This window comes from Streptomyces sp. HSG2 (genome assembly GCF_016598575.1).
Lineage (GTDB): Bacteria > Actinomycetota > Actinomycetes > Streptomycetales > Streptomycetaceae > Streptomyces.
This window is the reverse complement of sequence record NZ_CP066801.1, coordinates 1,702,369-1,726,325: the sequence shown is the minus strand read 5'-3', so window position 1 is coordinate 1,726,325 and position 23,957 is coordinate 1,702,369. Positions and strand designations below refer to the sequence as shown.

The window sequence follows — 23,957 nt, the reverse complement described above, 5'->3', positions numbered from 1 at the left end:
GGAGCGCCTGATCCGAAGCGAGTCGACCACCGAGATCCCGGTGCACCTGCTCTTCCGCGACGCGGCGCGACAGCTGCCGCCGCCGGTCGGCCCCCGCAGGGCGACGCGCGAGCACGACCCGGAGGATCGGTCGTCTCCCCCCGTCATCTCGGCGCACCCTTCGGCGCCCGAACCCGAACCGGACCTCGTCGAGCGTCCCGCCCGGGTACTCCCCGGCGCGCTCGGGGTGCTCGTCGGCTCCGGATCGCTGGCCGGCGCGGCCGTCACCGCGTGGTGGCTCTCGCGTTCCGCCCTCTCCACCCCTTCCTCGACGTGGGGCGGCGCCGCCGCGTGGGCGATCTGCGGGGCCTGGTTGCTGCCGGCGCTCCTCGGCTTCGGCGGACTGGTCCGTTCCCACGCCGGGCGGGCCCGGGTCCTCTGCCTCTTCGGGCGGTACCGGGGCACCGTCCGCCGCACCGGGCTGCTCTGGGTCAACCCCCTGCTCCGGCGCCGCCGCGTCGACGTGCGACTCCGGCACTGGCGCGGCGCGCCCATGCCCGCCGCGGACGCGAGCGGCGTGCCGCTGCGGACGGTGCTCCTGGTCGTGTGGCGGGTGCGGGACACCGCGCGGGCGTTGTGGAGTGTCACGGACCACGAGGCGTACGTGCGTGCCTGCGTCGAGGCGGCGTTGATCCGGGTTCCCCTGGAGGCCGCCGGCGAGGCCCGCGACGTGGCCGGGTCGCTGACCCGGCTGGTGGCGGAGGAGGCGGCGACGGTCGGACTGGAGGTCTTCTCGGTGCGCCCGGTCCGGGTGGAGTACGCGCCGGAGGTCGCCGCCGCGATGCGTCGCCGGCGGATCGCGGCACTGGACGCCCGGGAGCGGGCGAGCGTCCTGGCCTCGGTGGTCGACGCGGTGCAGGACACGGTGAACCGGTTGACCGCGCGGGGGCTCGTCGACTTCGACGACCGTGAGCGGACGGCGCTGGTGAGGGAGCTGACGGTGGCGTTCTGCGCGGGGCGGTCGGACGGCCCGCACTGACGGCGCCGGGGCGGACACGCCGCAGGCCCCCCGCCGTAGCGGAGGGCCTGTGCCGTCGGTGCGCCGCCAGGGACTCGAACCCCGGACCCGCTGATTAAGAGTCAGCTGCTCTAACCAACTGAGCTAGCGGCGCGTGACTCCCGCCGTCCCGGATAGTGTCCGGTGAGCGGCGTCGGGAGAATACTACCCGGTCGCCGGGGGTGGTCACGACCGCTCCCCGGGGGCCGCCCGGGGACGGCCGCCCACCGCCCCCGGCGACCGGGGGCGGTGGCGCCGTGAGGAGGTCAGAGGACCGCGCCGAGGAACTCGCGGGTCCGCTCGTGGTCGGGATCGTTGAAGATCTTCTCGGGTGTCCCCGATTCGATGACCCGACCCGAGTCGAACATCAGGACGTGGTCCGAGATGTCCCGGGCGAAGGTCATCTCGTGGGTGACGCACAACATCGTGATGTCGGTGGTGCGAGCGATGTCCCGCAGGAGGTCCAGCACGCCCGCCACCAGCTCGGGGTCGAGTGCCGAGGTGACCTCGTCGAGCAGCAGGACCTTGGGGCGCATCGCCAGGGCCCGGGCGATGGCGACGCGCTGCTGCTGGCCGCCGGAGAGCCGCGAGGGGTGGGCGTCGCACTTGTCGGCCAGCCCGACCAGATCCAGCAGCTCCCTGGCCCGTTCGGCGGCCTCGTCCTTCGAGAGGCCCAGCACCGTCACCGGGGCCTCGGTGACGTTCCGCAGCACCGTCATGTTGGGGAACAGGTTGAACTGCTGGAACACCATGCCGATCTTCTTACGGACCTCGCGGACCCGCTTCTCGGAGGCCGGGAACAGCGGTTGCCCGTCGACGGTGATCCGCCCCTCGTCGGGCTTGAGGAGGGTCATCAGCAGACGCAGGATCGTCGTCTTCCCGGACCCGGACGGGCCGATCAGGGTCACGTGCTTGCCGGCCTCCACGGCGAAGTCGAGGTGGTCGAGGACGGTGTTGTCACCGAACCGCTTGGTCACCTGCTCGAACCGGATCAGCTCTCCGGTGGGCTTCGCGGGGTTTCTCTCGGGATTGGGCAGCGTGTCAGTGGGCAAGGCGTCGCTCCAGGGCTCGCAGGGCAAGGGAGGCCAGGTAGGAGATGACGATGAAGGCGATGCCGATCACCGTCAGCGGCTCGGTGTACTGGAAGTTCTGCTGGGAGAAGAGCCGGGCCTCGCCGAGCATCTCCAGGATGGTGATCGCCATCAGGAGCGGGGTGTCCTTCAGCATCGAGATGACGTAGTTGCCCAGCGCCGGCACCACGCGGCGGATGGCCTGCGGGAGGATCACCGCGGTCCAGGTCCTGCGGAGCGGGAGGTTCAGCGCGGTCGCCGCCTCCCACTGGCCTACCGGAACCCCCTCGATGCCGGCCCGGTACACCTGCATGGTGTAGGTGGAGTAGTGCAGGCCGAGGCCGATCACCCCGGTGGTGAGGGCGGAGAAGGTCAGTCCCCACTCCGGCAGGACGTAGAAGAGGAAGAAGAGCTGCACCAGCAGGGGGGTGTTCCGGACGAACTCCGTCACCGCCCCGACCGGCCAGGTCACCCAACGGCTGGGGACCCGGGTCAGCAGCGCCCAGACCAGTCCCAGGGAGAAGGAGACGACGGAGCCGATCACCAGCACCTGGAGGGTGACCAGCAGGCCGTCCCGGAAGTACGGCATGAAGTCGGAGACGACGCTCCAGTCCCAGTTCACGCGGCACCCCCCGTGCCCGCGCCGGTCGGCGCCGGACGAGCGGGCCCCCCGCCGCCGCGCGCCGGACGCTGCCCGACGCCTTCCTTGAGTCTTCTCTCCAGCCCCCGCATCCCCCGCGTGAGCAGGAAGGCGATCACGAAGTAGATCAGCAGGATGTAGGTGTAGATCTCGGCGCTCTCCTGCAGGGCGAGGCGCACCAGGTGTCCGCTGAAGGCCAGGTCTCCCATGCCCATGATCGACACCAGCGCGGTCCCCTTGAGCAACTCGACCAGGAGGTTGGAGAAGGGCGGGATCATCTCCGGCACCGCCTGGGGCAACAGCACCAACCGCAGTCGCTGCCACGGCGTGAAACCGAGCGCGATCCCGCCCTCCCGCTGCGCCGGGTCGACCGCGCCCAGCGCGCCGCGCACGATCTCCGACCCGTACGCGCCGTAGGTGAGCCCGAGTGCCAGGGTCCCCGCCCAGAGCGGGACCAACTGCCACCCGAGGAGCAGCGGCATCACGAAGAACACCCAGAAGATCATCACCAGTGCCGAGGTGCCGCGGAAGACCTCGGTGTAGCAACCGGCCAGGAAGCGCACGATCCACAGTCGGTGGGTGCGCGCCACACCGACGACGAAGGACACGGCGGTCGCCAGCAGCGCGCTGAGGACCAGCAACTGGACGGTGACCCAGACACCCCTCAGTACGAGTTCCCACAGTCCCGGTGTCATCGGCCGCAGAGCTCCTTCGCCGTCAGCTCCGTCATCTCGTCCTCGGTGAAGCCGAAGGGGCGGAGGATTCGGAGGAGTTCGCCGCTGTCCTTGAGCCGGTGCAGCTCCTCGTTGAAGGCGTCGCGCAGATTCGTCTCGCCGGGCCGGAAGGCGAAGCCGCCCCCGTCGACATGGGGCTCGCCTCCGACGATCGGTCGGAACGCCTCGGTGACCTCGGCCTTGGTGGACTTGCGCACCACCTCGCGCGTGGTCAGGGCGGTACCCGCGAAGACGTCGACGCGTCCGGCCTCCACGGCGTTCAGTCCGGCGACCTGGTCGGGGACGATCAGTATGTCGCTCTCCCGGTAGCCGGCCTCCACGGCGTAGGCGATCTCGGCGTAGCCGCTCCCGGTCGCGAACCGGGCGCCCCGCTCGACGACGTCCGCGTAGTCGCGCAGCCCCATGGGGTTGCCCTTTCGGACGATGAAGGAGTCCAGCATCTGGTAGTCGGGGTCGGAGAAGATCACCTGCTCGCAGCGGTCGGGGTTGATGTACATCCCCGCCGCCACGACGTCGAACTGCTGGGACTTCAGTCCGGGGATCAGGGAACCGAACTCCGTGGGCACCGGCTGGACCCGGTCCACCCCCAGCCGCTTGAAGATCACTTCGGCCACCTCCGGCGCCTCGCCGGTCAGCTCGCCGTTCCTGTCGATGTAGCCGAAGGGGATCTCCCCGGCGATGCCGAGCCGCACCACTCCCTGCGCGCGCAGCCGATCGAGGAGATCGCCTCCCTCGGCACCGGAACCGGTCGCCACCCGCGAGCACCCCGCGGCGCCCAGAGCACCGAGCGCCGCCACCCCCGCGAGCAGCGACCGGCGCGTGGGCCGGGGCGCGCTTCCTCGTCTTTCCGTCCGTGGAGTTCTGTCCGGTGGAGAAGCCATGGCCGCGCAGCTACCCCCGCCGATACGACTTATGCGGACCGATGCCGGAACGGTATCGCCCGGGCGCGCACGCCCCCGAGGAGTCCGAGCCCGCCGCCCTGTGCACCAGCACTGATCGCCTCATCGAACTCCCCTGGTCATATGGGACGCGACCGGCTCGGTCCCGACGGTCGGACGATCGCCGTCCGGTCGTCCGCGCCACCGCGACCGACGGACCGGCGCGCGTCCCGCGCGTCCGCCGCGCGCGGGACGCGCGCGACGTCCACGACGCACTACTCCCACTCCCGGCGGCGAACGAACCACCCGGCGTCCGCTCGGCCGTAGCGCCCCTGCCCCGAGCTCCTCCGTCCGGGTGGCCACCGGCCCCCGAGGCAGGGGCAGGGGCAGCCGTAGGGGGCTCCCGCCGGCCGTGTCCAGGGAGCGCGGCGGACCGGGGCGACTCGGTGGCGGGGGACGTTTCGCCCCGGCGCGGTCCTCCCTCGGGGCGCGGGGGTGGCGGTTCGCTTCGGCGGGGTACTCGGTGTTCCGAGGGCGTCCGTCGGGTCGGGCCGGCCCCGACGAGTGGCCGGTTCGCGGCGCCACGCGGACGCGCGCGAGACGCCGATTCACCGGAGCGGGCACCTCGCGGGAAGGGCCTCGATGACGGCACTGGGAGTCCTGGACCCCGGGCGGTGGGGCCAGGAGGACTACCCCCGGACCGAGCAGCTGCTCGGCAGCGACATCCGGGTCGACGTGGTGCGCGCCGATACCGGCGGCAACGCGCGCGACCTGGCGGGACTCCGGTCCATGGGCGAGCCGCCGCGGCTCACGGCCGGCGTCCCGGAGCTGCTCCGCGCCGGCGTGGACGCCGCGGTGTGGGCGAGTGACGGCGCTCTGGTGACCGGCTGGGCCGGCGCCCACGAGACGACCCGCGCGCTGGCGGCGGCGGCCGGTGTGCCGGCCTCGTCCACCGCCCTGGCGTTCGTCCACGCGGCCCGGGAGCTGCGGGTACGCCGGATCGCCGTCGGCGCGACCCACTCGCCGGAGGTGGTGCGCCTGTTCGTCGGTCTTCTCGTCGCCGGTGGTCTGGAGGTCGTCGCGGTCCACGATTCCGGGGCCCTCACGGCGGCCGACGCCGGAGCCTGGCGGAAGGAGGAGGTCCTGGGTCTAGCGGTGGAGGCGGATCGCCCCGACGCGGAGGCGGTGCTCCTGCCCGATGCCGCCCTGTACACCGTGTCCCACCTGCCCGTCCTGGAGGCACGACTGGCCAAGCCCGTGCTCACGGCCCACCAGGTGACGGTGTGGGAGGGGTTGCGCCTCGCGGACCGCCGGGTCAACGCTCCCGACCTCGGGGCGCTGTTCGATCGGGAGCCGATCGTGCAGGTCGGTGTGGTCCCGCCGGCTCCGTGACCACGGAGCCGGCGAAGGCCCGAGCGGAACGCGTGGGCGGCGCGGCGAAGCCCGGCCGCCGAGACGGACCGGGCTTCGGATGGAGCGCTGGGCAGGCCTCGCACCTGCATCTCCCCGCAGGAAGCGGGGCGTCTTTCCTTGGACCACCAACGCCTTTACGCGGCACGAAAGTTGTTCCGGTGACCGGCGTACGGTGATCATAGCGCGGGCGCGGGTCCCACGCATCCCGGAGGATCGGTGCGCTCTCGGGGGGCGCGCCGCACCACGCGCACGGCCCCGAGAGGTCCGCCAGCCCCGGAGCGTGCCGCGCACGGCGCGACGCGTGCTTCCCCCACCCGGACGCATCCGCCGCCCCGCCTCGGGGCGGGGGCCCCCTCGGGCCGATCGGCCGACCCGGAGGTCACCGGGGAATAGCCCGTCGCGCTCCCCCGTTGTCGCCGGGGCCAGCGACACCCACCACAGGAGGCACCGCACCATGTCCGCAGTCGCCGAGGAGGTTCGGGGCGCCGCTCTCGGCACCGCCCCCGTCGCCCTCTCCGTCCTCGACCTGGTCACCGTCGGCACCGGTCGCACCGCCACCGACGCCCTGCGGACCAGCGTGGATCTCGCCCGCATGGCGGATCGGCGCGGGTTCCACCGGTACTGGGTCGCGGAACACCATTCCATGCCCGGCGTGGCCTCCTCGTCCCCGGCGGTGATCCTGGCCCACCTCGCCGCGCACACCGATCGCATACGCCTGGGCTCCGGCGGTGTGATGCTGCCCAACCACGCCCCACTCGTGATCGCCGAGCAGTTCGGCACCCTGGAGGCGCTGGCGCCCGGCCGGATCGACCTGGGTCTGGGACGGGCGCCCGGGACCGACGGCGCCACCGCCGCCGCGCTGCGTCGCACGGAGCGGCCGGCGGAGGCCGCCGACGACTTCCCCCGTCAGCTCGCCGAGCTGACCGGTTTCCTGGACGACGACTTCCCCGACGGGCACCCCTACCGGCGCGTTCACGCGGTGCCCGGCCCCGTGCAGGCCACAGTTCCCGGCGGCGTGCAGTCCCGCCACCGGCCGCCGGTCTGGCTGTTGGGCTCGTCCGGGTTCAGCGCCCGGCTGGCGGCCACCCTGGGCCTGCCGTTCGCCTTCGCGCATCATTTCTCGGCCCGGAACACGGTGCCGGCGCTCGATCTTTACCGGGAGAGTTTCCGGCCCTCCGCCCTGCTCGCCGAGCCCTACGCGCTCATCGGCGTGTCGGCTTTGGCGGCCGAGGACGAGCGTGAGGCGCGGCGGCAGGTCCTCGCCTCGGCGTTGGCCATGCTGCGACTGCGTGCGGGGCGACCCGGACTGGTTCCGGATCCGAAGGAGGCGGAGGCCCACGACTTCGGTCCGCTCGAAGAGGAGTTCGTCTCCTCGTGGATGGCCGATGTCGTGTACGGCACCCCGCTGCAGGTCCGCCAGGGTCTGGACGACCTCGCCCGTCGGACAGGGGCGGACGAGCTGATGATCACGGCGAACGCGCATGCCGGTGAGGTACGTCTGCGCTCCTACGAGCTGATCGCCGACGCCTACGGCTTGCCGACGGCGGCCTGAGCCAGCAGGTCGGAGATGCGACCGGGGGCCACGGGGCGGGAATAGAGCCAACCCTGGCCGGTGTCGCAGCCGATGCGCCGCAGGCGGGCGGCCTGGTCCGAGGTCTCCACGCACTCGGCGGTGACGCTGAGGCCCAGCCGGTGGGCGAGTTGCACCATGGCCTCCACGATCACCTCGTCCGCCGGGCTCGACTCGGCCTCCCGGCCGCCTCCCCGGCTGTCGTACTGAAAGCCCCGGACGAAGGAGCCGTCCAGCTTCAGGACGGATACCGGGAGGCGGCTGAGGTAGGCGAGGTTGGAGTAGCCCGTGCCGAAGTCGTCGATGGCGATGTGCACGCCCATCCCGCTGAGCGCCCGAAGAGCCTGGATCGGGCGGCCGGCGGACCCCATCAGGGCCGACTCCGTCAGTTCCAACTGGAGCAGTTCGGGAGCCAGCCCCGTCTCCTCCAGGGTCCTGGCCACGTCGGCGACCAGGTCGGAGTCCCACACCTGACGCACGGCCACGTTGACGCTGACGAAGATCGGCGGCTCGCCCGGATGGTCGAGCTGCCAGCGGCGGGCCTGAAGGCAGGCGGTTCGCAACACCCATCGACCGAGCGGAACGATCGCGCCGTCCTCCTCCGCCAGCGCGATGAACCGATTCGGCGTCAGGACGCCGAACTGCGGGTGGTTCCAACGGACCAGCGCCTCCACCCCCCGCAGCCGACCGTCCGCCATGCCGACCAGCGGCTGGTACTCCAAGGCGAACTCGCCGCGCTCGATGGCGGGCCGGAGCGTCGCGGCCAGGGCCTGGCGGGTCATCCGGTGCGCGTTCCGCTCCGGGTCGAAGAGTGTCCAGCGGGCCCGGCCGTCCGCCTTCGCCCAGTACAACGTGGTGTCGGCCGCCTGCATCAGCGCGGTCGGCGTGGTGCCGGTGACCCGGCGCTCGACGACACCCACCGACGCGGTGACGGACAGGCGGCGGTCGGAGAGGTCGAAGGGCTCCTGGAGGGCGTCGAGCACCGACTCCGCGAGGTCGGCGAGTTGGTCGGTCCCGGTGGAGTCCCGCACCAGGAGCGCGAACTCGTCGCCGCCCAACCGTGCCACGAGGGGGGCGCCGGCCCGACTCTGCCAGGCCTCCTCCGCGCAGCGGGTGAGTCGTTCGGCGACGGCGGTCAGCAGGCGGTCCCCGACGCGGTGGCCGAGCGTGTCGTTGACCGCCTTGAAGCCGTCCAGGTCGAGGTAGCAGAGGCCGACTCGGCCGGTGCCCCCGTAGGCGTCGGCCTCCGGGTCGAGCGCCGCTGTGAGCTGCTCGAAGAACAAGGCCCGGTTGGGCAGCAGGGTCACCGGGTCGTGCAACTGCAGGTGCCGCAGCCGGGCCTGGAGTTCACGCCGGGCGCTGATGTCGGCGACCGACAACAGCAGCCCGGGGGCGTCCCCGTCCAGCGGCGCGACGGTGACCTGCGCCCACAGCGCCTGACCGTCCGGGCGCCGCAACCTGCGGGTGCACCGCAGCCGTGACCGGTCCCCGGCCAGGACCTCCCGGTAGGCGCTCCAGGTGCGGCCGTCGGCGGCGAGGTCCACCAGATCGGCCGCGGCCCGACCGACGAGCCCCTCGGGTGTGACGCCGAGCAGCGTGCCCAGGGTCTCGTTGGCGCTGACGACGGTGCCCCGCGGGCTGATCACGGCCATCGCCAGGGGCGCGTGGGCGAAGATCGAGCGGTAGGGAGGGGTCTCCGGGGGGGTCTCCGGCGCGGGTGCCCCGGAGACGAGCGCCGGGTGGCGCGGGGCGGCGTCGGTGCCGGGTCCCATGGTCGCGCCCGGCCTGCCGCCTTCCGTGAGGAGGGGAGTCGATCCCATACGAGGAGCCAGCTTGATATCACTCTCTGTGACTGTCGATCGTTCGAGGTCTGCCTCGGGCGTCGGCCCTTCGGACGTTCCGCTCACCGCTCGCTCCCGCAGTGCACTCGATCGCTGTCCGTGCAGGAAAGTGTGCCGATCATAGAGGCTGGTCCGGGGGCCTTCCAGCCGGCGCCCGGCACGCCGCGCGACAACAAGACCCCACCGGATCGTTTCTGCTCGCCTGCGGCCAGGTTCTAAACTCTCTCGACTGGTTGTGACGCTCTGTGAGCATCTGGAAACGCCGGCGGGGCGAAAATCATGCGAACTCACCCGTTCGATGTACCCGAACAGGTCGCATACGACAAACCGTCACAAACTGGGCGCGGAGGATGACGAACCGCCCCGGAGGTGCTCGTGCCGCCCCAGTCGCCGCCGAGGCGAGTGCCCCGCCGGGCGCGCGAAGGCGCCGCGGCGCGCGCCCGGCGAACGGTCGGGGGCCGTGCCCGGTGGCACGGTTCGGCCGCCGTCGTCACCACCCTGTCCGCCGTCGCCGCGACCTGCCTGATGACCGCGGGCACGCTCGCCGAACCCTTCTCTCCCGACCCGTGCGCCCTGCCGCGCACCGGAGCCCACCACTCCGAGGGGCTGGACAGTTGGAACGCGGACTACCCGCGGCCCGTCAAGGACCTCGACGCGGTGATGGTGTTCCTGTCCTTCCCCGACTCCCGCCCCCGCGCCACCCCCACGCGGTTGGTCGCCGACCACTTCCCCACCACCACCCGCTTCTTCCGACGTGCCTCCTACGGCGCGTTCACGCTCCGCCCCCATCCGCTCCGCGAGTGGATTCGCATGCCCCGACCGTCCACGGCATACGCCGTTCGGCGGGACTGGGCCCCCTCGGACCGCGCCGCCTACCTGAGGGACGCGTTCGCCGCGTCCGACCCGCGCGTGGACTTCTCCCGGTACGACATCGTGTACTTCGTCGCCGACCCGAACGCCCCCGGCGTGAACGCGGACGCCACCAAGGTCGTCAACCTGGACCGTCCGCTGCGCGCCGACGGCACCGACGTCCGACGGGTCGTCACCGTCTTCGAGAACCACCCGCCCGATCGGCTCGTCCTGGCCCACGAGACCGGGCACGCCCTGGACCTGCCCGACCTCTACCGCCGCCCGGCCGACGGGACGGGCGACTGGGACACGCACGTCGGCGACTGGGATCTGATGGGTAGTCAATTTGCATCGGCGCCGGACCTGTTCGGCTGGCACAAGTGGAAACTCGGCTGGCTGCGCCCCCGACAGGTGGCCTGCGTACGGGGCCGGGGGTCGACCCGACTCACTCTGGAGCCGTTGGCCGCCGGGCCGGGCGTCGCGGTGCCCGGGCGCGACGGCCGGGCGGCCTTCGGCCTGGGGCGCGGCACCAAGCTCGCGGTGGTGCGCACCGGCCCGACCGAGGCCCTCGCCTTCGAGGTACGCGGGCGCGCCGGCAGTGATCGGCACGCCTGTCGGGAGGGGGTGCTGGTGTACCGGGTGCGCAGCCGGACCCCGTCGGGCGAGGGGCCCATCGAGGTCGTCGACGCCCATCCCAAGACGTCGGCGTGCCCGACGAGATCGGTCTACCCGCCGCTGGCGGACGCGCCCGTGGCGGCGGGAGAGACCTTCACGGTGCCGGGGGAGGGCGTCCGCGTGCGGGCGGAGGGACCCACGGCGGCGGGAACATGGACGGTGATCATCACGCCCGGAGGCCCGTCCCGTCCCGCTCGCGCCCTGGGAGCGACGGACGCCCGACCCAAGCGAGGGGGGCCTCCGAACGGAGGCCCCCCTCGTGTCGTGCGCCGCCAGGGACTCGAACCCCGGACCCGCTGATTAAGAGTCAGCTGCTCTAACCAACTGAGCTAGCGGCGCCTGGTGACGTCGTAGACCTTAGCATCCGGGCCGGCGCGACGGGAAACCGATCTCCCCGGGGAGCCAGGGGGCACGCCCCGCGGCCTTCCGCGGCCCCGCGTACCCCCGGCCCGCCACCCTCGCTCGGACCGAGGCCCGCACCGCCCGGTCCGAACGCCCCGCACGCCGAACGCCCGCTCGGCCGCCCCCGAGCCCGGTCGTACGAGACGGTTCTCGGGCCGGGAGGGCCGAAACCGACCGCCCCGGGCTCGGGCGGCCTCACCCGGTGTCGACGCCCGAGCCCCCACCGTCTCCCCGCAACAGGCCCCGCCCGAACTCCACCATCCTCACCGCGTAGTCCTCCGTCCATCCGGCGCGCTCGGCGATGCCGTCCGCCGTCAGCCGGTCGAACCGGCGCGGATCGGCGAGCTGCGCCGCCGCCATGGCCTGGAACTCCATCGCCCGGTCGGTGGCCGCGCGGAAGGCCCGCGTCAGCTCCGTCGCGCGCTCCAGCAGCGCCCCGGGGTCGTCGATGGACTCCAGGTCGAAGAAGTGCTCGGGGTCGCCCGCCGCGGCGGCGGGCTCGAAGAGCAGCGGCGCGGGGCGCAGTCGCGCCCCGTCCCGGCTCGGCCTGGGCTCCGCCATGGTGTCTCCTTCTCGTACGTCGTCGATCGCCATCCATTGTCCCGCCCGTGGGCAAGAGCGCGTCGGCCACCGACGAAGGTCGGGCCGGCCGGCGCCCCCGGAAGGCCGGTGGGACGGACCCTCGCCCCGACCGGCCGCCGTCGGCCCCGACCGGGCGGCGACCACGATCCTCCGGCCGGAGACCGGCGGAGTGGCCCGCCCCCCGACGAGCCCACCACCCACCGGGTGGACGGCCCCCGGCCCCGATCCTCCGGCGCCGCTCGCCGCCGGACCCCGGTCCGCGCCCACCGGGTGCCCGAAGCGGGGACCGCGCACTCGCCCGGTGCCCCGCCGCGGCGGGGGCCCCGGCACGGCCGACCTCCACGCCGTCAGCCCGACCAGGGCACCCGGTGGCGCGCCAGGTGGGCCAGCACCGCGTGATTGGCCTCCCATCCGTCGGGGAACCTGACCACCACGCCCAGCCGTACGGGCTCGGTGGAGGGATGGCCGTCCAGCAGGTCGTCGACACCGGCGCGGCACACCACCACGCAGGCGTGGCGGTGCCTCGACGTCAGCACGCACAGTCGGCCGGTCTCCAGATGGAAGGTGGTGGCGTCGGGTCGGCCGGACAGCGGGTGCAGCACGACCGTCACGTCGTACTCGCGCCCCTGCAGGCGGTTGGCCGTGTCGACGGTCACCCCGACGACCCCGAGCCGCTCCAGAGCGGCCCGCACCGCCGCCGCCTGATCCCGGTGGGCCGTGCCCACGGCGATCCGATCGGCGGTCAGCGGGACCGGATCCGGGCCGCGCTCGGATGTCGCGGCGCCACGCCGGTCCAGCAACCGGCGCACCACCGAGGCCACCGCCCCCACCGCCTCCGGGTCCGTCCTCGGGGTGCGCCGCGCGGGCAGCTCCAACAACCCCCACCCCGTGGCCGCCGCCTCGTCGATCACCCGGTCCGGTCCCGAGCCGTCCGGCGGGACCGCGAAGAGCAGCTCGCGCTCGCCGGGTCCGGTGCCGCTGCGGAACGGGGTGAAGGGATAGAAGGCGGCGGAGACGAGCGGAGCCGCCGACGCCGGAAGTCGCCAGGACACCGGCAACCGGTGTTGTGGCAGGCCGGGATGGTGCGCCAGGAGCGCCGAGACCGCCGAGGCCGACGGATCGTGGGAGAGCCCGGCCCACTCGTCGCCGTCGACCGTGGTGAACGGGTCCAACTGTCCGGGATCGCCGACGAACAGCGCCTTCTCGAACAGGCCCGCCACGGCCAGCAGCGCGTCCGAGCGCATCTGGTACGCCTCGTCGACGATCGCGTGCGGCCACGGCCGGTCCACCCGCACATGGGCCCACTTCGCCGCGGTCGACAGGACCACGGTGAGCCCGTCCAGCTCGGAGACCTTGGCCGACTTGCGTACCTGCGGCAGCGCGTCGAGCGCCGGGTCGTAGGGGTCCGCGTCGCTGCTGTGCAGGCGACCCACCGGAAGCCGCGGGCTTCGCTCGGCGATCCGCAGGACGAGATCGTCCACCTGTGCGTTGGTCTGCGCCACCACCATCAGCGGGCGGCCGGCGGCGACGAGCTCCAGGGCCGCCCGCACGACCAGGGTGGACTTGCCGGCCCCGGGCGGGGAGTCCACGACGACCCCGCGCGCGGAGCCGTGCAGCGTGTCCCGGAGGATCGCCGCCGTGGCCCGGGCGGCCTCGGCCCCCGGGTCTACCGCGCCACCGGGGCCGGCGGAATCGGGCTCCGTCGCCGTCGCCATCACAGAACGTCCTCCTCGGTGTCCGTGTCCGGTGCCTCGGCCTCGGTCTCCCCGCCGCGCGGTCCCCCGTGCGTCCAAGGCGTCCGGGAGGGGTCGGGCAGCCGGGGCCCACCGCGTTGCTCATGCGCGAAGAGGGTGAAGCAGACGCTCTCCCCCCGCTCGGGAACCGAGCCCGCGGCCGGCTCCCGCCCGCGACCCATCCGGTCCAGGATCCGCAGGACCAGGACCCCCTCGCCCTCCTCCCGGACGAACTCCGCGGTCTGCGGCCGACCGTCCAGCGAGCGATGGACCCTGGTCCCTGGGTCGCACCGCGGCCGGTCGTCGGTGCGCACCGTGATCAATGGGCGCGGCACGGGCCGCTTGCCCTCCCCGTACGCCATCACCACCTCCACGATCTCGCCGCGGAACGCCTCTCCCGCCAGCCGGCGGCCGGCCATCACCAGCGGATCGTCCAGGGCCTCCTGCGCATCGAGCCGCGCCTGTTCCCGCTCCCGGCCCGCGAGCCTGGTCGCGGCCGTGACGGCGTCGTCGTGGCGTGGTCGGGGAGGTTCGCCCGCGACGACCCGATCCCGATGCGACGTGAAGGACCAGCGGTCCCGGGTCCAGCGCTCCTCGACACGCGCGCCCACGGGCAGCGTCCGCAACAGGTCCAGGCCTCGCCAGACCGCCTCCCAGGTGGGCCGCGCCAGGTCGGCCACCAGCGCGGCGATCTCCCCCTCCGCCTCGGACACCGCGCCGAGGAGCCGGTCGGCGCCCTGCCCCTCCACCGCCGTGGCCAGTGCCGCGCGCGCCCGGTCGTACCGCTCGACGGCCGGTGCCAATCGACGGTTGTCGAAGGCCGGATCGGTGGCCGGCCCGGCCGGTGGGCACAGCAGCTGGCCGTCGGCGTCCCTGGCCAGCTCGGCGTGGAGCGCCGCCGCCGCGCCCGACACCCCCTTCGGCGGGTCGATCCAGGCCAGCAGGGCGCCGAGATGCCGGTCCTCCAGCGCGGACTGGCCGGTCGCCCAGTGTCGGGCCAGCAGGTCGGTCACGGCCAGCAGCAGCGAGGAGCCGGGAACCCGGGCCCGCTCCCCGTAGTGGGTCAGCCAGCGCCCCAGCAGCGGCACCCCCGGCGGCGCCGGGTACGGAGCCTCCGGATCCTGCTCGGCCGATCGCCGGAAGCGGGTGGAACGGCCCAACAGGCGGACGAGGTCGATCCCCGCCCGACTCGGCACGATCAGCTGACCGGCGTCCGCGCACAGTTCCACCTCGACCTTGACCCGTCGGCCCGTCTCCGGGTCGGTGTCCGCGCGCTCGGCCGGTTCCACGACGCTCGCGTGCGACTCCAGGTACGGCAGGACCACGTCGGCCAGCTCGGCGAGGAAGCCGAACCTCAGCTCCCGATCACGCGGCTGCGGTACCACCAGCAGGCGCGGTGCCTCGCGGTCGGTGCCCACCAGTGCGCCCACCGGTGCTCCGACCTCTCCCGCGGTCGTGAACGGCACCAGGACCAGGGGCCGGTCGGACAGGTGCCGGTGCAGCACCGTGGCGTTCGGTCGGGCGCGCCCGACCGAGACCGCCTCCAGTCGGGCGAGCGTTCCGATCAGTGACACCTCGCCCCCCGATCCGTGCTCGCCAGTGCCTCGGCGCGCAGCAGGGACGCTCGGCGCAGCATCGCCACCGTGGGATCGTCCGGGTCGCCGCGCTCGCCACGCGCCGCCGCCAGGACCTCGGCCACGCCGGTCAGCGCGCCGAGTTCCGCCCGCACGGGCCGCCCCAGGGCGGTCACGGCTCCGGAGTCCCGGGATTCCGCCCGGCAGTGGAAGGCCAACTCGCAGGTGGCCAGGCACTCGGGGACGTAGACCGCCTCCACCGCGCCCACGGCGGTCGCAAGCCGGTCCGCCGGGAGCTCGGGGGAGAAACGGATCCCCTCGGGCAGGGAATCGGCGATCTCCTCGACCCGGGTCAGCCGGCCGAGCATCCGGCGTGTCGCCGCCCGCTGCCGGCGGACGTCGACGGCGCACGCCGTCGGGGAGTTGCCGAAGTCACGAGGGCAGACCAGGAGCATCCGGGGGTCCACCCGCTCCCGCCGCGTCGGGCCCAGCCTGCCGGCCACCTCCTCCAGCGCCAGGACGTACACCGCGGCCTGTCGGGCCGCCGCGCCCACCTTCGCCGGGTCCGCGGTGCCGTCGAGGATGGGGAAGGACTTCACCTCCACGACCGTCCAGACGCCGTCCGGGTGGACGACCACCGCGTCCGGTTCCAGGAACGCGGGTACGCCCGCGACGTCGAGGACGAGCAGGGGGTGGTCCAGCAGGGTCCAACGTCCGGCCGCGGTCGCCTCCCGCAGGGCGAGCGCGGTGCGGGCAACCCGCCCCTCGGGGCCGGTCGCGGTGAGATCGGGCACCTCCGCCTCCCCGGGCCGGCCGGTGTCCGGAGCGAGCAGATCGCGCACCAGCCCCAGCAGCTGCGCGCCGCCGTCCGCCTTCACCCGTGCCTCGAAGGCGTTCCCCCGGGCGAAGGCGAACTGTGATCGGCCGAAGACGGCGGGGGCGCCCAGCGCACGGGCCAGTGCCGCCTTGTCGACGCCGGCGCCGTCGAGGACGGTCCGGCGCGCGCAGCCCGGGTTGGCCGCGAGGGCGGCCAGCGCGCGGGCGTCGAGGGGCTTCGCGGGCGTGCCGGGGCCTCGCAGCTCAGCGAGTCGGTGCCGCAGCGCCCTCCCCCGCGCCCGCGGGAGCGGCGTCGGCCTCGGCGGGGATCCCGGGCTCGCGCCCGCGTGGAATTCGCTCACGCGCGAGAGTGTGACATCCGCGACCGACAGCGGGTGGTTCCGCTTCGCCACCGGACCGGGGAACCGGGATGGGAGAGGGCGTCACGGCGACGGGCCTCGGACCGGTGATCGAGGTGGAGGGGCGGTCCGGTGCCCGCTCGGCGACCCGGGTGCGGAGCCGGTCCACACCGCGGGTGACGTGGGGGGTCAACCACAGCCCCACCGCCATCACGCCCGCCCCGGCGACGGCGTCGAGGAAGTAGTGGTTGGCGGTGCCCATCACCACCACCGTGGTCACCAGCGGGTAGACCACGGCGATCACCTTGGTCGCGCGCGTGCCCCCGTACCGCCACAGGATCACCCCGCACCACAGGGCCCAGCCCACGTGAAGGCTGGGCATCGCCGCGTACTGGTTGGTCATGCCGCCCAGACCACGCGGGGCGCTGGCCTCGCTGCCCCACCACCCCCAGGAGCTGTACTGCGCCATCGTGTCGACGAAGCCGTACCGCTCGTGCAGCAGCCGCGGCGGGCAGGTGGGCAGCGCGGTGAAGCCGATCATGCCGATGAAGGTCGAGGTCATCAGCCAGGTCCGGGCGGCCCGGTAGCGCACCCGCCGGGACCGGAAGAGCCACACCAGCAGCGCCGGTGTGACCAGGTAGTGGAGCGAGGCGTACCAGAAGTCGGCGGGGACGCCGATCCAGGGCTCGCGGGTGAAGAGTCGGTTCAGCGGGTGCTCGGCGTCGAGGCGGAGCGCCTGTTCGATCCGGAGGATGGCCAGCCCGTGGTCGACGGCGTCCGAGACGTCGCCGCGCACCAGCAGGCGCCCGACGGAGTAGCAGGCGTAGACCACGAGGATCAACGGGAGTTCGGTCCACCAGCGGAGCCGGGCGGTCGCCTCGGCGTCCGGTATGTCGGTGTGCCGCATCCGGTCGCCCGCCCCCTTCGTCGGTGTTCTCCAGCGCCCCGGCGCCGGCCGGACGTGTCACTCTAACGGCGTAGAGCGTGTCCTCCCCCGGGAGCCCCCGACCCTGAGAGACGCCTCGATCCCCCCGAGGGTTGCCCCTCGGCGCGGTGCGCGATGATGGAACGGCACCGTCCGCTCGCTTCCCGGAGGGCCCCCATGGCACCGCGCGTCCTGCTGGCCCGGCATGGGCAGACCGAGTGGTCGCTGTCCGGCAGGCACACCGGCGCGACGGACCTGCCGCTGCTGGACGAGGGGCGGCGCGGCGCCGAGTCGCTCGGCGCGCGGCTCCTCGGGATCGACGCGGAGGCCCCGTCCGGCCTGGAGGTACGCACCAGTCCGCTCCGCCGTGCCCGGGAGACGTGCGAACTCGCCGGGTTCGGCGAACGCGCCCGCACCTGGGACGTGCTTCGGGAATGGGACTACGGCTCGTACGAGGGACTGACCCCCGCGAGGATCGCCGCCGCCCGGCCCGGGTGGCTGCTCTGGCGGGACGGCGCGCCGCGGGGGGAGAGCCCGGCGGAGGTGTCCGCCCGCGCCGACGAGGTCGTGGCCTGGGCCAGGGAGGCCGACCGCGATGTGCTGGTCTTCGCCCACGGCCACATCCTGCGGGCCGTCGGGGCGCGGTGGTTGGGGCTCCCGGTGGGGTTCGGGGCGCGGATCCGGCTGAGTCCGGCCTCCCTCTCCGTGCTCGGCTGGGCCTACGGGGAACCCGCCATCGAGAGTTGGAACGACGTGGGGCACCTGACGGAGGTCTGACCGGAGGGGCCGTGCGGCTGCTTTTCCCCTCCGGGGCGGCGGGGCGTGGAGGGTGGCGAAGGCGACCGGCCTCCTGGCGTGATGGGAGAAGTGGTCGACGCCGCCGCGCCACACCTGGCCCGTGCCTCGGTTCGCTCACGTGAGGGGACGGCTCGGTTCGCCAAGGGGCTGTTCGCAGTGCACCGGGCTTCAGCCCGGTGGTGAAGCGAAGCTGGGTGGATCACGTGGATCGGGTCAGGGCCGCGTGCCGTTCCAGGAACGCCGAGACACCGCTCGCCCGTCGGTGCGGCGCCAACACCCGGGCCGTACCGTCCAGTATCGCCCGTACCCGCGCGGACTGGACCTGGTCCGACAGGTCGAGCACTCGCGTCCCGGCCGCCGCCGCCTCGTCGGGGCGTCCGCCGCGCGCGAGGTCGTCGGCGAGTTCCGCCGCGTAGAGCGCGGCGTTCCGGGCGAAGTGCGGGTCCTGCGGGTCGGCCGCGCGCCGGGCGTGCCGTGCGGCTCGGGACCAGTCGCCCATCGCCGACCAGCACTGAGCTTCCAGCGCCTCCAACTCGGCCTCCCCGTAGAAGGTCATCCACTCCGGGTCGTCGTCCGAGGGTCCTCGGGCGTGGAGCGCCCGCGCGCGGGCCAGCGCCTGGGCGCAGGCGGTCCGGTCGCCCAGCCCCGCCCATCCGCCGGCCTCGCGCAGGGCCAGCAGGGACAGCAGGCGGGGGGAGCCCAACCGGTCGGCGGCCCGTTGGGCCGCCTGGGCCGCGCGGACCGCCTCTCGGGGGCGGCCGGTGTCGCGTGCCAGGAACGCCGTGTTGCAGAAGGCGTGGGCCTCCAGCCCGGCGTCCCCGTTGGTGCGGGCGGTGGCCAGCGCCTCCGCGTAGTGCGAGCGGGCGTCGTCGAACCGCCCGGAGTCGTGGGCCAGCCAGCCCACCGAGATGGCGAGTTCACCCGCTCCCGAGTACAGCCGGTCCGCGGTCCGCTGCCGGGTGGCCCCGGCGTCCAGCAGGGCGTAGGCCGCGCGCAGCGGCGCGGCGGCCCGCTGGTACAGGCCGTCGGCGCCGTGCCGGTCGTCCAGTACGCGGATGCGGCGGACGGCTTCCTCCAGGGCTCCCACGTCACTGGACCCGGGGCGCCGCGCGCGTGGCACGGCCGCGGCCTCCCGGGTGAGGCCCATCGGGCCCAGGGAGGCGGCGGCCACGGTGGCGCCTCCTCCGGTCATGAACGCGCGACGCAGCACGTCGCTCTCCTCGTAGTCGTCTTGCGTGATGAGGGGGTTCGGCGCCCCGTACGATCCGGGCTGCCCTCCGTACTCGCGCATCCGGCGTCCTCGGACGGACGACCGTGAGGCGAAGCCGAGGTCGGTGAGCGAGCGTCCGGGGAACATGTGCAGGAACACTCGCTCGTAGGCGTAGTTGGGGCAGCGGATCTCGCCCGACTCGACCCGCCCGATGTACCGCGCGTCACAACTGACCCGCTCGCCGATCTCCCGGGCGGCCCGGCGGACCGCCGCCGCGAACTCGGCGGGCGAGCGCCGACCGCGCAGGCCTCGGAAGACCGTGTTGGGTTGCGGTGACCGCTCGGGTTGAGGTGGGGTCACCGTTGACGACGCCATGGCCGGGCCCTCTCGTGCGAACCGTCGAACCATGCCGGACCGGGGAGGGTTGGGGGGTGATGTGAGAAGTCGTCCCGTTTGCCACCCTGTTTCCGGCGAGCACGAACGTACCCGCTGTATCGACCGCGCCATGCGATGTTTGGCTACAAACCGGATATCTCATCCGTGATCCGCCATGAACTGCCATCCTTTGCGGCCAACTTCCGCCGTAGCCGTTGACGACGCGACGCGTTGGACCGGACGACCGGGAGGCGGCCGACCCCCGGGTGTCTGGTTCCGAGGAGGAGTTCCGTGGTGGAGGCCGGTATGAAGACCGGGATCGAGTCCGACCGGATCGTGCGCCGCCGTGATCGCGGTGGCCCGTGTGTCGGCTGCGACGTGGTCACCGTTCCGGTGCGTCAGGGTCTGGAAGCGGTCGACATTCTCAGGAGGGGCGACCGCGAGGCCGTCGGGCCGGTGCTGCACGACGACGGCCGCGACACCCTCGGCTTCCTGGTGCCGGCCGGGACGGCGGCGGACTGGGACGTGCCCGGCAGCACGTGCTCTCGGGCTTCCGGGGCGGGGCGCCGCACGACTTCCTCCCCGCCGCCGGACGGAGCGGAGTGGCTGCTGCCGCCTCGGGGGGTGGAGGAGACGACGGATCCCGTCGTTCTCCGTGCCGCGCTGGGGGAGGCGGCGCGGCTGATCCGGGTCGCTGATGCCTGCGGGGTGGCTAACTGCCCGGTTTCGCCCCGATAGCGGCGGGGTGCCGACTCCCTCCGGCACCCCGACTGCCGCACTCGCTCCGCGGCATCATGCCTCCTTCGAGGCCTCCCCGGCCTTCGGGTCGGGGAGGAAGGGTTCAACCTCCGAAGCTGATGCCGCCGGCCAAGGCGCCGATCCCGGCACCGGCCCCCACCAAGAAGGCGGCGGCAAAGGTTACTGCGGGTGCGGCCGAGACGACCGTGGAGTCGAGCGGTGAGAGTCCGGGGTCGCCCTCGACCAACTCCGGGCGGGTCTCGTCGAGGTGCCGGACGAGTGTGGTCAGGTCCATCTGAGTCTCCTTGTGATGTGGTGACGTGTCGCGTCGAGTGCTTCTCAGCCGTTGGCGACCATGTGTCCCACCCCGAGCGAGAGCCCGAAGCTACCGACGGCGACCCCTACGTAGATGGTGAAGGTCGCGCTGACGACGAACCCGGAGCGGACCATCGTTCCCTGTTCGGTCTCGTCGAGAGGGCTGCCCGGGAGGTCCTTGATCGTGCTGGTCATCGGTTGCTCTCCTTCTGTCGTCCTTTGGTTGTCCCACTTACCGAGGCTAGGACGGCCGACCTCGCGTGTCTGTCCCGCGGCTCGACGAAACTCGACTGGCCCGGTAGGGCCCGCCGGCATCCCCCCTCTGGTGGACCCCCGCGACTGCCTCGACCGTCGTCCGTCGAGGGGTGTTCGCCCCCGGTTCCCCGCGCATCCCGGGCGGCGGGGTCGACGAAGGAGGAGAGGAGGGCCGCGGTGCGGGGCTTGTGCTCGCGGGGCGGAAAGCGGTCGGGCCCGGCGCTTCCATGGAAGCGCCGGGCCCGACCGCTGTTTCATCAGGGTGAGTGACGGGACTTGAACCCGCGGCCACCTGGACCACAACCAGGTGCTCTACCAACTGAGCTACACCCACCACGACCGGTCGCCGGCCCCGAGGGGCTGTCGGTGGGTCTCCCCTACCGGCCGAGAAGAAGTGTACAGGGTCCCGGAGTGTGCTCGCGCACCTCGCTCGGCGCCGCCGCCGGGGGAGCCGGGGCGACGCCTACGAGGCGGGCAGGACGTGCCTGGCCGCGATGGTCTTGGCCGTGTCCGAGTCGGGGCCCGGCCGCGGGACGAAGACGGCCTCCCGGTAGTAGCGAAGCTCCGCGATGGATTCGCGGATGTCGGCGAGCGCGCGGTGGTTCCCGTTCTTCTCCGGGCTGTTGAAGTAGGCCCGGGGATACCAGCGGCGGGCCAGCTCCTTGATCGACGACACGTCGACGATCCGGTAGTGGAGATAGGACTCCAGCGCCGGCATGTCCCTGAGGAGAAAGCCCCGGTCGGTGCCGACGGAGTTGCCGCACAGGGGCGCCTTGCCGGGCTCCTTGACGTGTTCCCGTACGTAGGCGAGCACCCGCTCCTGCGCGTCCTCCAGCGTCGTGCCGTCCGCGAGTTCGGTCAGCAGCCCCGACGCCGTGTGCATCTCCCGCACCACGTCCGGCATGGTCTCCAGCGCCCGGTCCGGCGGCCGGACGACGATGTCCACGCCGTCGCCGAGCACGTTCAGCTCGGAGTCGGTGACGAGGGCGGCCACCTCGATGAGTGCGTCGTCCGACAGCGAGAGGCCGGTCATCTCGCAGTCGATCCACACCATGCGATCGTTCATGCGACCACTGTATTCCGCACCTCTCACTCCTCCCCGGGGCGGGTTCGCGAAGGGGTTCGGCCCCCCGGCCCTCGCCCGCGTGTCACACGCGGGCGAGGGCCGGGGGGCCGATGCCCCGCGGGTGTCCGGCCACCGGGCAGGGCGGTCGGACACCGGGACCGTCACATCCCGCCGCGCTGCCCCGGCACCCCGGCGCGGACGGGCAGATAGCCGTCGCGGGCGTGCTCCGACAGGATCGGGGCGCCGACCGGCGCCGCGGTCCGACGGGGCGGGAAGGGCACCGAGGGCTCCGGCTGCGGGGGCGTCACCGGGACCGGGCCCTCGCCGGGGCCCGTCCCGCGCGGCGACGCCATCGAGACGGCGCCGAGGTCCGCGGGGCGTTCCCCCTGTGGCCGGCGGGCCCGGTAGGCCGCCCGGTAGGCCGCCGGCGACGAGCCCAGCTGCCGCCGGAAGTGACCGCGCAGTGCCACCGGGGAGCGGAAGCCGCACCGCCCGGCGACTTCGTCCACCGAGTAGTCGGAGGTCTCCAGCAGGCGCTGTGCCTGCAGGACCCGCTGGGTGATCAGCCACTGCAAGGGGGCGCTGCCCGTCAGGGAACGGAACCGCCGGTCGAAGGTCCGACGACTCATGTACGCGCGCGCCGCCAGCGTCTCCACGTCGAACTGCTCGTGGAGGTGTTCCAGCGCCCAGGCGACGACCTCGGCCAGTGGGTCGGCGCCGATCTCCTCGGGTAAAGACCTGTCCAGGTAGCGCTCCTGGCCGCCACTGCGTCGCGGTGGCACCACCAGCCGGCGGGCCAGCGCGCCGGCCGCCTCGCTCCCGTGGTCGGTGCGCACGATGTGCAGGCAGAGGTCGATGCCGGCCGCCGTGCCCGCCGAGGTCAGGACGTCGCCGTCGTCGACGAAGAGCTCCCGGGGGTCCACATGGACCGACGGGTAGCGCTTGGCCAGGGTCGGCGCGTACATCCAGTGGGTCGTCGCCGGGCGCCCGTCCAGGAGTCCGGCGGCGGCCAGGACGAAGGCCCCGGTGCACAGTCCGACGATACGAGCGCCCTCCTCGTGCGCTCGGCGTAGCGCGTCGAGCGCCTCCTCCGGCGGAGGCGACGTGATCGAACGCCAGGCCGGCACGACGACCGTGCCCGCGCGGGCGATGGCGTCCAGGCCCTGTGGCGCGGTGAGTTCCAGACCCCCTGTGGTCCGCAGGGGGCCGTCCTCACCCGCGCACACCAACAGTCGGTAGCGCGGTACGCCGGCGTCCTGGCGGTCTATCCCGAACACCGACAGTGGTATGGAACTCTCGAAGATGGGACCGCCGCTGAAGAGCAGCACCGCGACGATCTCCTTGCGCCGACGCCCGGACAGCTTCCGGGCCGCGGCTTCCGGCGCGGCGGTGGCGTCGTGGCTCATTTCTGCTAAGCCCCCCTCGATGGTCGCGGCTCCCCGGTGATGTCGCTCCTGCACGTTTCCCCTCGGTCCTGCACGGGTCCCCCGCCGTGGACAGTCAAGATCGAATCTACTGTGTCGCGTCGAGCCCGGATGGCTGGTTCGGCACTTCGGACATTGTCGACATGGCAACTTGGCGTGAAGCATTCGATCACGAAGCGTTGCACTCTGGGGCGTCGCTGGGAAGTGCGCCTCGGGGTGGTGGCTTGTCCCCGTAGGGTCCGGGGGGCTCGAGCGGCCTTGTTCATGCAGGTGGGGGCCTGAATGGGGGGTCGCCGGGGGAGGGTGAGGCCCTTCTTCGAAAGTTGGCTGAAAAGGTGCGCGTGTGGGCGTGGAAACCGGTCAGCCGCCCGGTGTATAGCCCTTGATCCCGCCCTCGTCGGCTCCCCGCGGTCCGTCGACGCCCGCCGCCCTCCCCGTCGCCCGGCTTGGGAGGGCGCGGCACGTGCGGGGCGCGTACGCGTGGTCGTCGCCGGTCCGTCACTCCCGGCCTCGGCGGCAGCCGCCGTGGAATCCGGGATTCGGGATCGGTGGCCGGAGAGCGGGCGCGGGATCCGCCGGCCGAGGGCCGGCTCCGAGGGATCGTGGAGGGGCGCGTTCCGCGATGCCGGCCGCCGATCCGGGCGAGGGGGCGGCGTCTCGCGGGCGGTCGGGTGTCGCG

At 73.4% G+C, this 23,957-nt stretch carries 21 protein-coding genes and 3 tRNA genes; 6 read left to right on the top strand and 18 right to left on the bottom strand.

All coding sequences use genetic code 11. The features are described from left to right. The first annotated feature begins 7 nt into the window (after positions 1-7). Entirely contained in the window at positions 8-1,018 is a 1,011-nt protein-coding gene (locus tag JEK78_RS07030; protein WP_242483372.1) for an SPFH domain-containing protein, read from the top strand. A 59-nt stretch (positions 1,019-1,077) separates the two neighbouring features. Here the strand turns inward: JEK78_RS07030 and JEK78_RS07025 are convergent. The 5 genes from JEK78_RS07025 to ehuB all read right to left on the bottom strand — a co-directional run bounded on the left by JEK78_RS07025 (position 1,078) and on the right by ehuB (position 4,361). Beyond that, positions 1,078-1,151, bottom strand: a tRNA-Lys gene (locus JEK78_RS07025). A gap of 151 nt (positions 1,152-1,302) precedes the next feature. Continuing rightward, a complete protein-coding gene (gene ehuA / locus JEK78_RS07020) occupies positions 1,303-2,088 on the bottom strand; it encodes an ectoine/hydroxyectoine ABC transporter ATP-binding protein EhuA (RefSeq protein WP_200263243.1) in 786 nt (261 codons plus the stop codon). Continuing rightward, positions 2,078-2,728: an ectoine/hydroxyectoine ABC transporter permease subunit EhuD gene (gene ehuD / locus JEK78_RS07015; protein WP_200263242.1), complete on the bottom strand. Its 651-nt coding sequence runs from the start codon at positions 2,726-2,728 to the stop codon at positions 2,078-2,080. Before ehuD ends, ehuA begins: the two co-directional genes overlap by 11 nt. Beyond that, positions 2,725-3,441 (bottom strand): ectoine/hydroxyectoine ABC transporter permease subunit EhuC, encoded by a 717-nt coding sequence (ehuC, locus tag JEK78_RS07010; RefSeq protein WP_200263241.1) that lies wholly within the window; start codon positions 3,439-3,441, stop codon positions 2,725-2,727. Before ehuC ends, ehuD begins: the two co-directional genes overlap by 4 nt. After that, positions 3,438-4,361 carry an ectoine/hydroxyectoine ABC transporter substrate-binding protein EhuB gene (gene ehuB, locus JEK78_RS07005; RefSeq protein ID WP_200263240.1) on the bottom strand — a complete coding sequence of 308 codons (924 nt, stop codon included), beginning with the start codon at positions 4,359-4,361 and terminating at the stop codon, positions 3,438-3,440. Before ehuB ends, ehuC begins: the two co-directional genes overlap by 4 nt. Before the next feature lie 639 nt (positions 4,362-5,000). On the opposite strand from ehuB, the gene JEK78_RS07000 reads away from it, so the two are divergent. Continuing rightward, entirely contained in the window at positions 5,001-5,750 is a 750-nt protein-coding gene (locus JEK78_RS07000; RefSeq protein WP_200263239.1) for a decarboxylase, read from the top strand. A gap of 475 nt (positions 5,751-6,225) precedes the next feature. Continuing rightward, positions 6,226-7,323, top strand: coding sequence for an LLM class flavin-dependent oxidoreductase (locus tag JEK78_RS06995; protein WP_200263238.1), 1,098 nt, complete (start codon positions 6,226-6,228; stop codon positions 7,321-7,323). Here JEK78_RS06995 and JEK78_RS06990 read toward each other — a convergent pair. Next, positions 7,299-9,161 carry an EAL domain-containing protein gene (locus JEK78_RS06990; RefSeq protein WP_242483292.1) on the bottom strand — a complete coding sequence of 621 codons (1,863 nt, stop codon included), beginning with the start codon at positions 9,159-9,161 and terminating at the stop codon, positions 7,299-7,301. The genes JEK78_RS06995 and JEK78_RS06990 overlap by 25 nt on opposite strands. Positions 9,162-9,680: 519 nt before the next feature. Here JEK78_RS06990 and JEK78_RS06985 point away from each other — a divergent pair. Beyond that, positions 9,681-11,006, top strand: a complete 1,326-nt coding sequence (locus JEK78_RS06985) for a M6 family metalloprotease domain-containing protein (RefSeq protein ID WP_242483371.1) — start codon at positions 9,681-9,683, stop codon at positions 11,004-11,006. Here JEK78_RS06985 and JEK78_RS06980 read toward each other — a convergent pair. From JEK78_RS06980 to JEK78_RS06955, 6 genes are all read right to left on the bottom strand, one after another. Next, positions 10,972-11,045 (bottom strand) — tRNA-Lys (locus JEK78_RS06980). The genes JEK78_RS06985 and JEK78_RS06980 overlap by 35 nt on opposite strands. Positions 11,046-11,303: 258 nt before the next feature. Continuing rightward, positions 11,304-11,669, bottom strand: a complete 366-nt coding sequence (locus JEK78_RS06975; protein WP_200263237.1) for a hypothetical protein — start codon at positions 11,667-11,669, stop codon at positions 11,304-11,306. Between the two features lie 368 nt (positions 11,670-12,037). Further along, entirely contained in the window at positions 12,038-13,405 is a 1,368-nt protein-coding gene (locus JEK78_RS06970) for an AAA domain-containing protein (protein ID WP_200263236.1), read from the bottom strand. Then, positions 13,405-14,997, bottom strand: coding sequence for a hypothetical protein (locus JEK78_RS06965; protein WP_200263235.1), 1,593 nt, complete (start codon positions 14,995-14,997; stop codon positions 13,405-13,407). The genes JEK78_RS06970 and JEK78_RS06965 overlap by 1 nt, the downstream gene beginning before the upstream one ends. Next, positions 14,988-16,175 carry a hypothetical protein gene (locus tag JEK78_RS06960; protein ID WP_242483291.1) on the bottom strand — a complete coding sequence of 396 codons (1,188 nt, stop codon included), beginning with the start codon at positions 16,173-16,175 and terminating at the stop codon, positions 14,988-14,990. The genes JEK78_RS06965 and JEK78_RS06960 overlap by 10 nt, the downstream gene beginning before the upstream one ends. Beyond that, the gene (locus JEK78_RS06955; RefSeq protein WP_200263234.1) at positions 16,078-17,079 is read right to left on the bottom strand and encodes a phosphatase PAP2 family protein; all 1,002 of its coding nucleotides are present in this window, start codon (positions 17,077-17,079) and stop codon (positions 16,078-16,080) included. Before JEK78_RS06955 ends, JEK78_RS06960 begins: the two co-directional genes overlap by 98 nt. A 195-nt stretch (positions 17,080-17,274) precedes the next feature. On the opposite strand from JEK78_RS06955, the gene JEK78_RS06950 reads away from it, so the two are divergent. Continuing rightward, positions 17,275-17,874 (top strand): histidine phosphatase family protein, encoded by a 600-nt coding sequence (locus JEK78_RS06950; RefSeq protein WP_200263233.1) that lies wholly within the window; start codon positions 17,275-17,277, stop codon positions 17,872-17,874. Between the two features lie 220 nt (positions 17,875-18,094). Here the strand turns inward: JEK78_RS06950 and JEK78_RS06945 are convergent, their stop codons facing one another. Then, positions 18,095-19,480 carry a hypothetical protein gene (locus JEK78_RS06945; protein WP_200263232.1) on the bottom strand — a complete coding sequence of 462 codons (1,386 nt, stop codon included), beginning with the start codon at positions 19,478-19,480 and terminating at the stop codon, positions 18,095-18,097. 306 nt (positions 19,481-19,786) lie between these two features. Between JEK78_RS06945 and JEK78_RS06940 the strand changes: the two genes are divergently transcribed. Continuing rightward, positions 19,787-20,218: a hypothetical protein gene (locus tag JEK78_RS06940; protein ID WP_200263231.1), complete on the top strand. Its 432-nt coding sequence runs from the start codon at positions 19,787-19,789 to the stop codon at positions 20,216-20,218. A 103-nt stretch (positions 20,219-20,321) separates the two neighbouring features. Here the strand turns inward: JEK78_RS06940 and JEK78_RS06935 are convergent, their stop codons facing one another. From JEK78_RS06935 to JEK78_RS06915, 5 genes are all read right to left on the bottom strand, one after another. Next, positions 20,322-20,513: a hypothetical protein gene (locus JEK78_RS06935; RefSeq protein WP_200263230.1), complete on the bottom strand. Its 192-nt coding sequence runs from the start codon at positions 20,511-20,513 to the stop codon at positions 20,322-20,324. Between the two features lie 44 nt (positions 20,514-20,557). Continuing rightward, positions 20,558-20,728, bottom strand: a complete 171-nt coding sequence (locus JEK78_RS06930) for a hypothetical protein (RefSeq protein ID WP_200263229.1) — start codon at positions 20,726-20,728, stop codon at positions 20,558-20,560. A 321-nt stretch (positions 20,729-21,049) separates the two neighbouring features. Continuing rightward, a tRNA-His gene (locus JEK78_RS06925) sits at positions 21,050-21,122 on the bottom strand. A 129-nt stretch (positions 21,123-21,251) separates the two neighbouring features. Then, entirely contained in the window at positions 21,252-21,854 is a 603-nt protein-coding gene (gene orn, locus JEK78_RS06920) for an oligoribonuclease (RefSeq protein WP_200263228.1), read from the bottom strand. A gap of 161 nt (positions 21,855-22,015) precedes the next feature. Beyond that, positions 22,016-23,260 (bottom strand): helix-turn-helix domain-containing protein, encoded by a 1,245-nt coding sequence (locus JEK78_RS06915; RefSeq protein WP_200263227.1) that lies wholly within the window; start codon positions 23,258-23,260, stop codon positions 22,016-22,018. Positions 23,261-23,957: the final 697 nt, after the last annotated feature.

What these genes read in the sequence shown, in the direction of transcription:
- JEK78_RS06935 (WP_200263230.1), bottom strand. Translation starts at nt 20,513, where the DNA reads ATGGACCTGACCACACTCGTCCGGCACCTCGACGAGACCCGCCCGGAG.
- ehuB (WP_200263240.1), bottom strand. Translation starts at nt 4,361, where the DNA reads ATGGCTTCTCCACCGGACAGAACTCCACGGACGGAAAGACGAGGAAGC.
- JEK78_RS06915 (WP_200263227.1), bottom strand. Translation starts at nt 23,260, where the DNA reads ATGAGCCACGACGCCACCGCCGCGCCGGAAGCCGCGGCCCGGAAGCTG.
- JEK78_RS06975 (WP_200263237.1), bottom strand. Translation starts at nt 11,669, where the DNA reads ATGGCGGAGCCCAGGCCGAGCCGGGACGGGGCGCGACTGCGCCCCGCG.
- JEK78_RS06995 (WP_200263238.1), top strand. Translation starts at nt 6,226, where the DNA reads ATGTCCGCAGTCGCCGAGGAGGTTCGGGGCGCCGCTCTCGGCACCGCC.
- JEK78_RS06955 (WP_200263234.1), bottom strand. Translation starts at nt 17,079, where the DNA reads ATGCGGCACACCGACATACCGGACGCCGAGGCGACCGCCCGGCTCCGC.
- JEK78_RS06940 (WP_200263231.1), top strand. Translation starts at nt 19,787, where the DNA reads ATGAAGACCGGGATCGAGTCCGACCGGATCGTGCGCCGCCGTGATCGC.
- JEK78_RS06970 (WP_200263236.1), bottom strand. Translation starts at nt 13,405, where the DNA reads ATGGCGACGGCGACGGAGCCCGATTCCGCCGGCCCCGGTGGCGCGGTA.
- JEK78_RS06950 (WP_200263233.1), top strand. Translation starts at nt 17,275, where the DNA reads ATGGCACCGCGCGTCCTGCTGGCCCGGCATGGGCAGACCGAGTGGTCG.
- JEK78_RS06945 (WP_200263232.1), bottom strand. Translation starts at nt 19,480, where the DNA reads ATGGCGTCGTCAACGGTGACCCCACCTCAACCCGAGCGGTCACCGCAA.
- ehuC (WP_200263241.1), bottom strand. Translation starts at nt 3,441, where the DNA reads ATGACACCGGGACTGTGGGAACTCGTACTGAGGGGTGTCTGGGTCACC.
- JEK78_RS07000 (WP_200263239.1), top strand. Translation starts at nt 5,001, where the DNA reads ATGACGGCACTGGGAGTCCTGGACCCCGGGCGGTGGGGCCAGGAGGAC.
- orn (WP_200263228.1), bottom strand. Translation starts at nt 21,854, where the DNA reads ATGAACGATCGCATGGTGTGGATCGACTGCGAGATGACCGGCCTCTCG.
- JEK78_RS06990 (WP_242483292.1), bottom strand. Translation starts at nt 9,161, where the DNA reads ATGGGATCGACTCCCCTCCTCACGGAAGGCGGCAGGCCGGGCGCGACC.
- JEK78_RS06930 (WP_200263229.1), bottom strand. Translation starts at nt 20,728, where the DNA reads ATGACCAGCACGATCAAGGACCTCCCGGGCAGCCCTCTCGACGAGACC.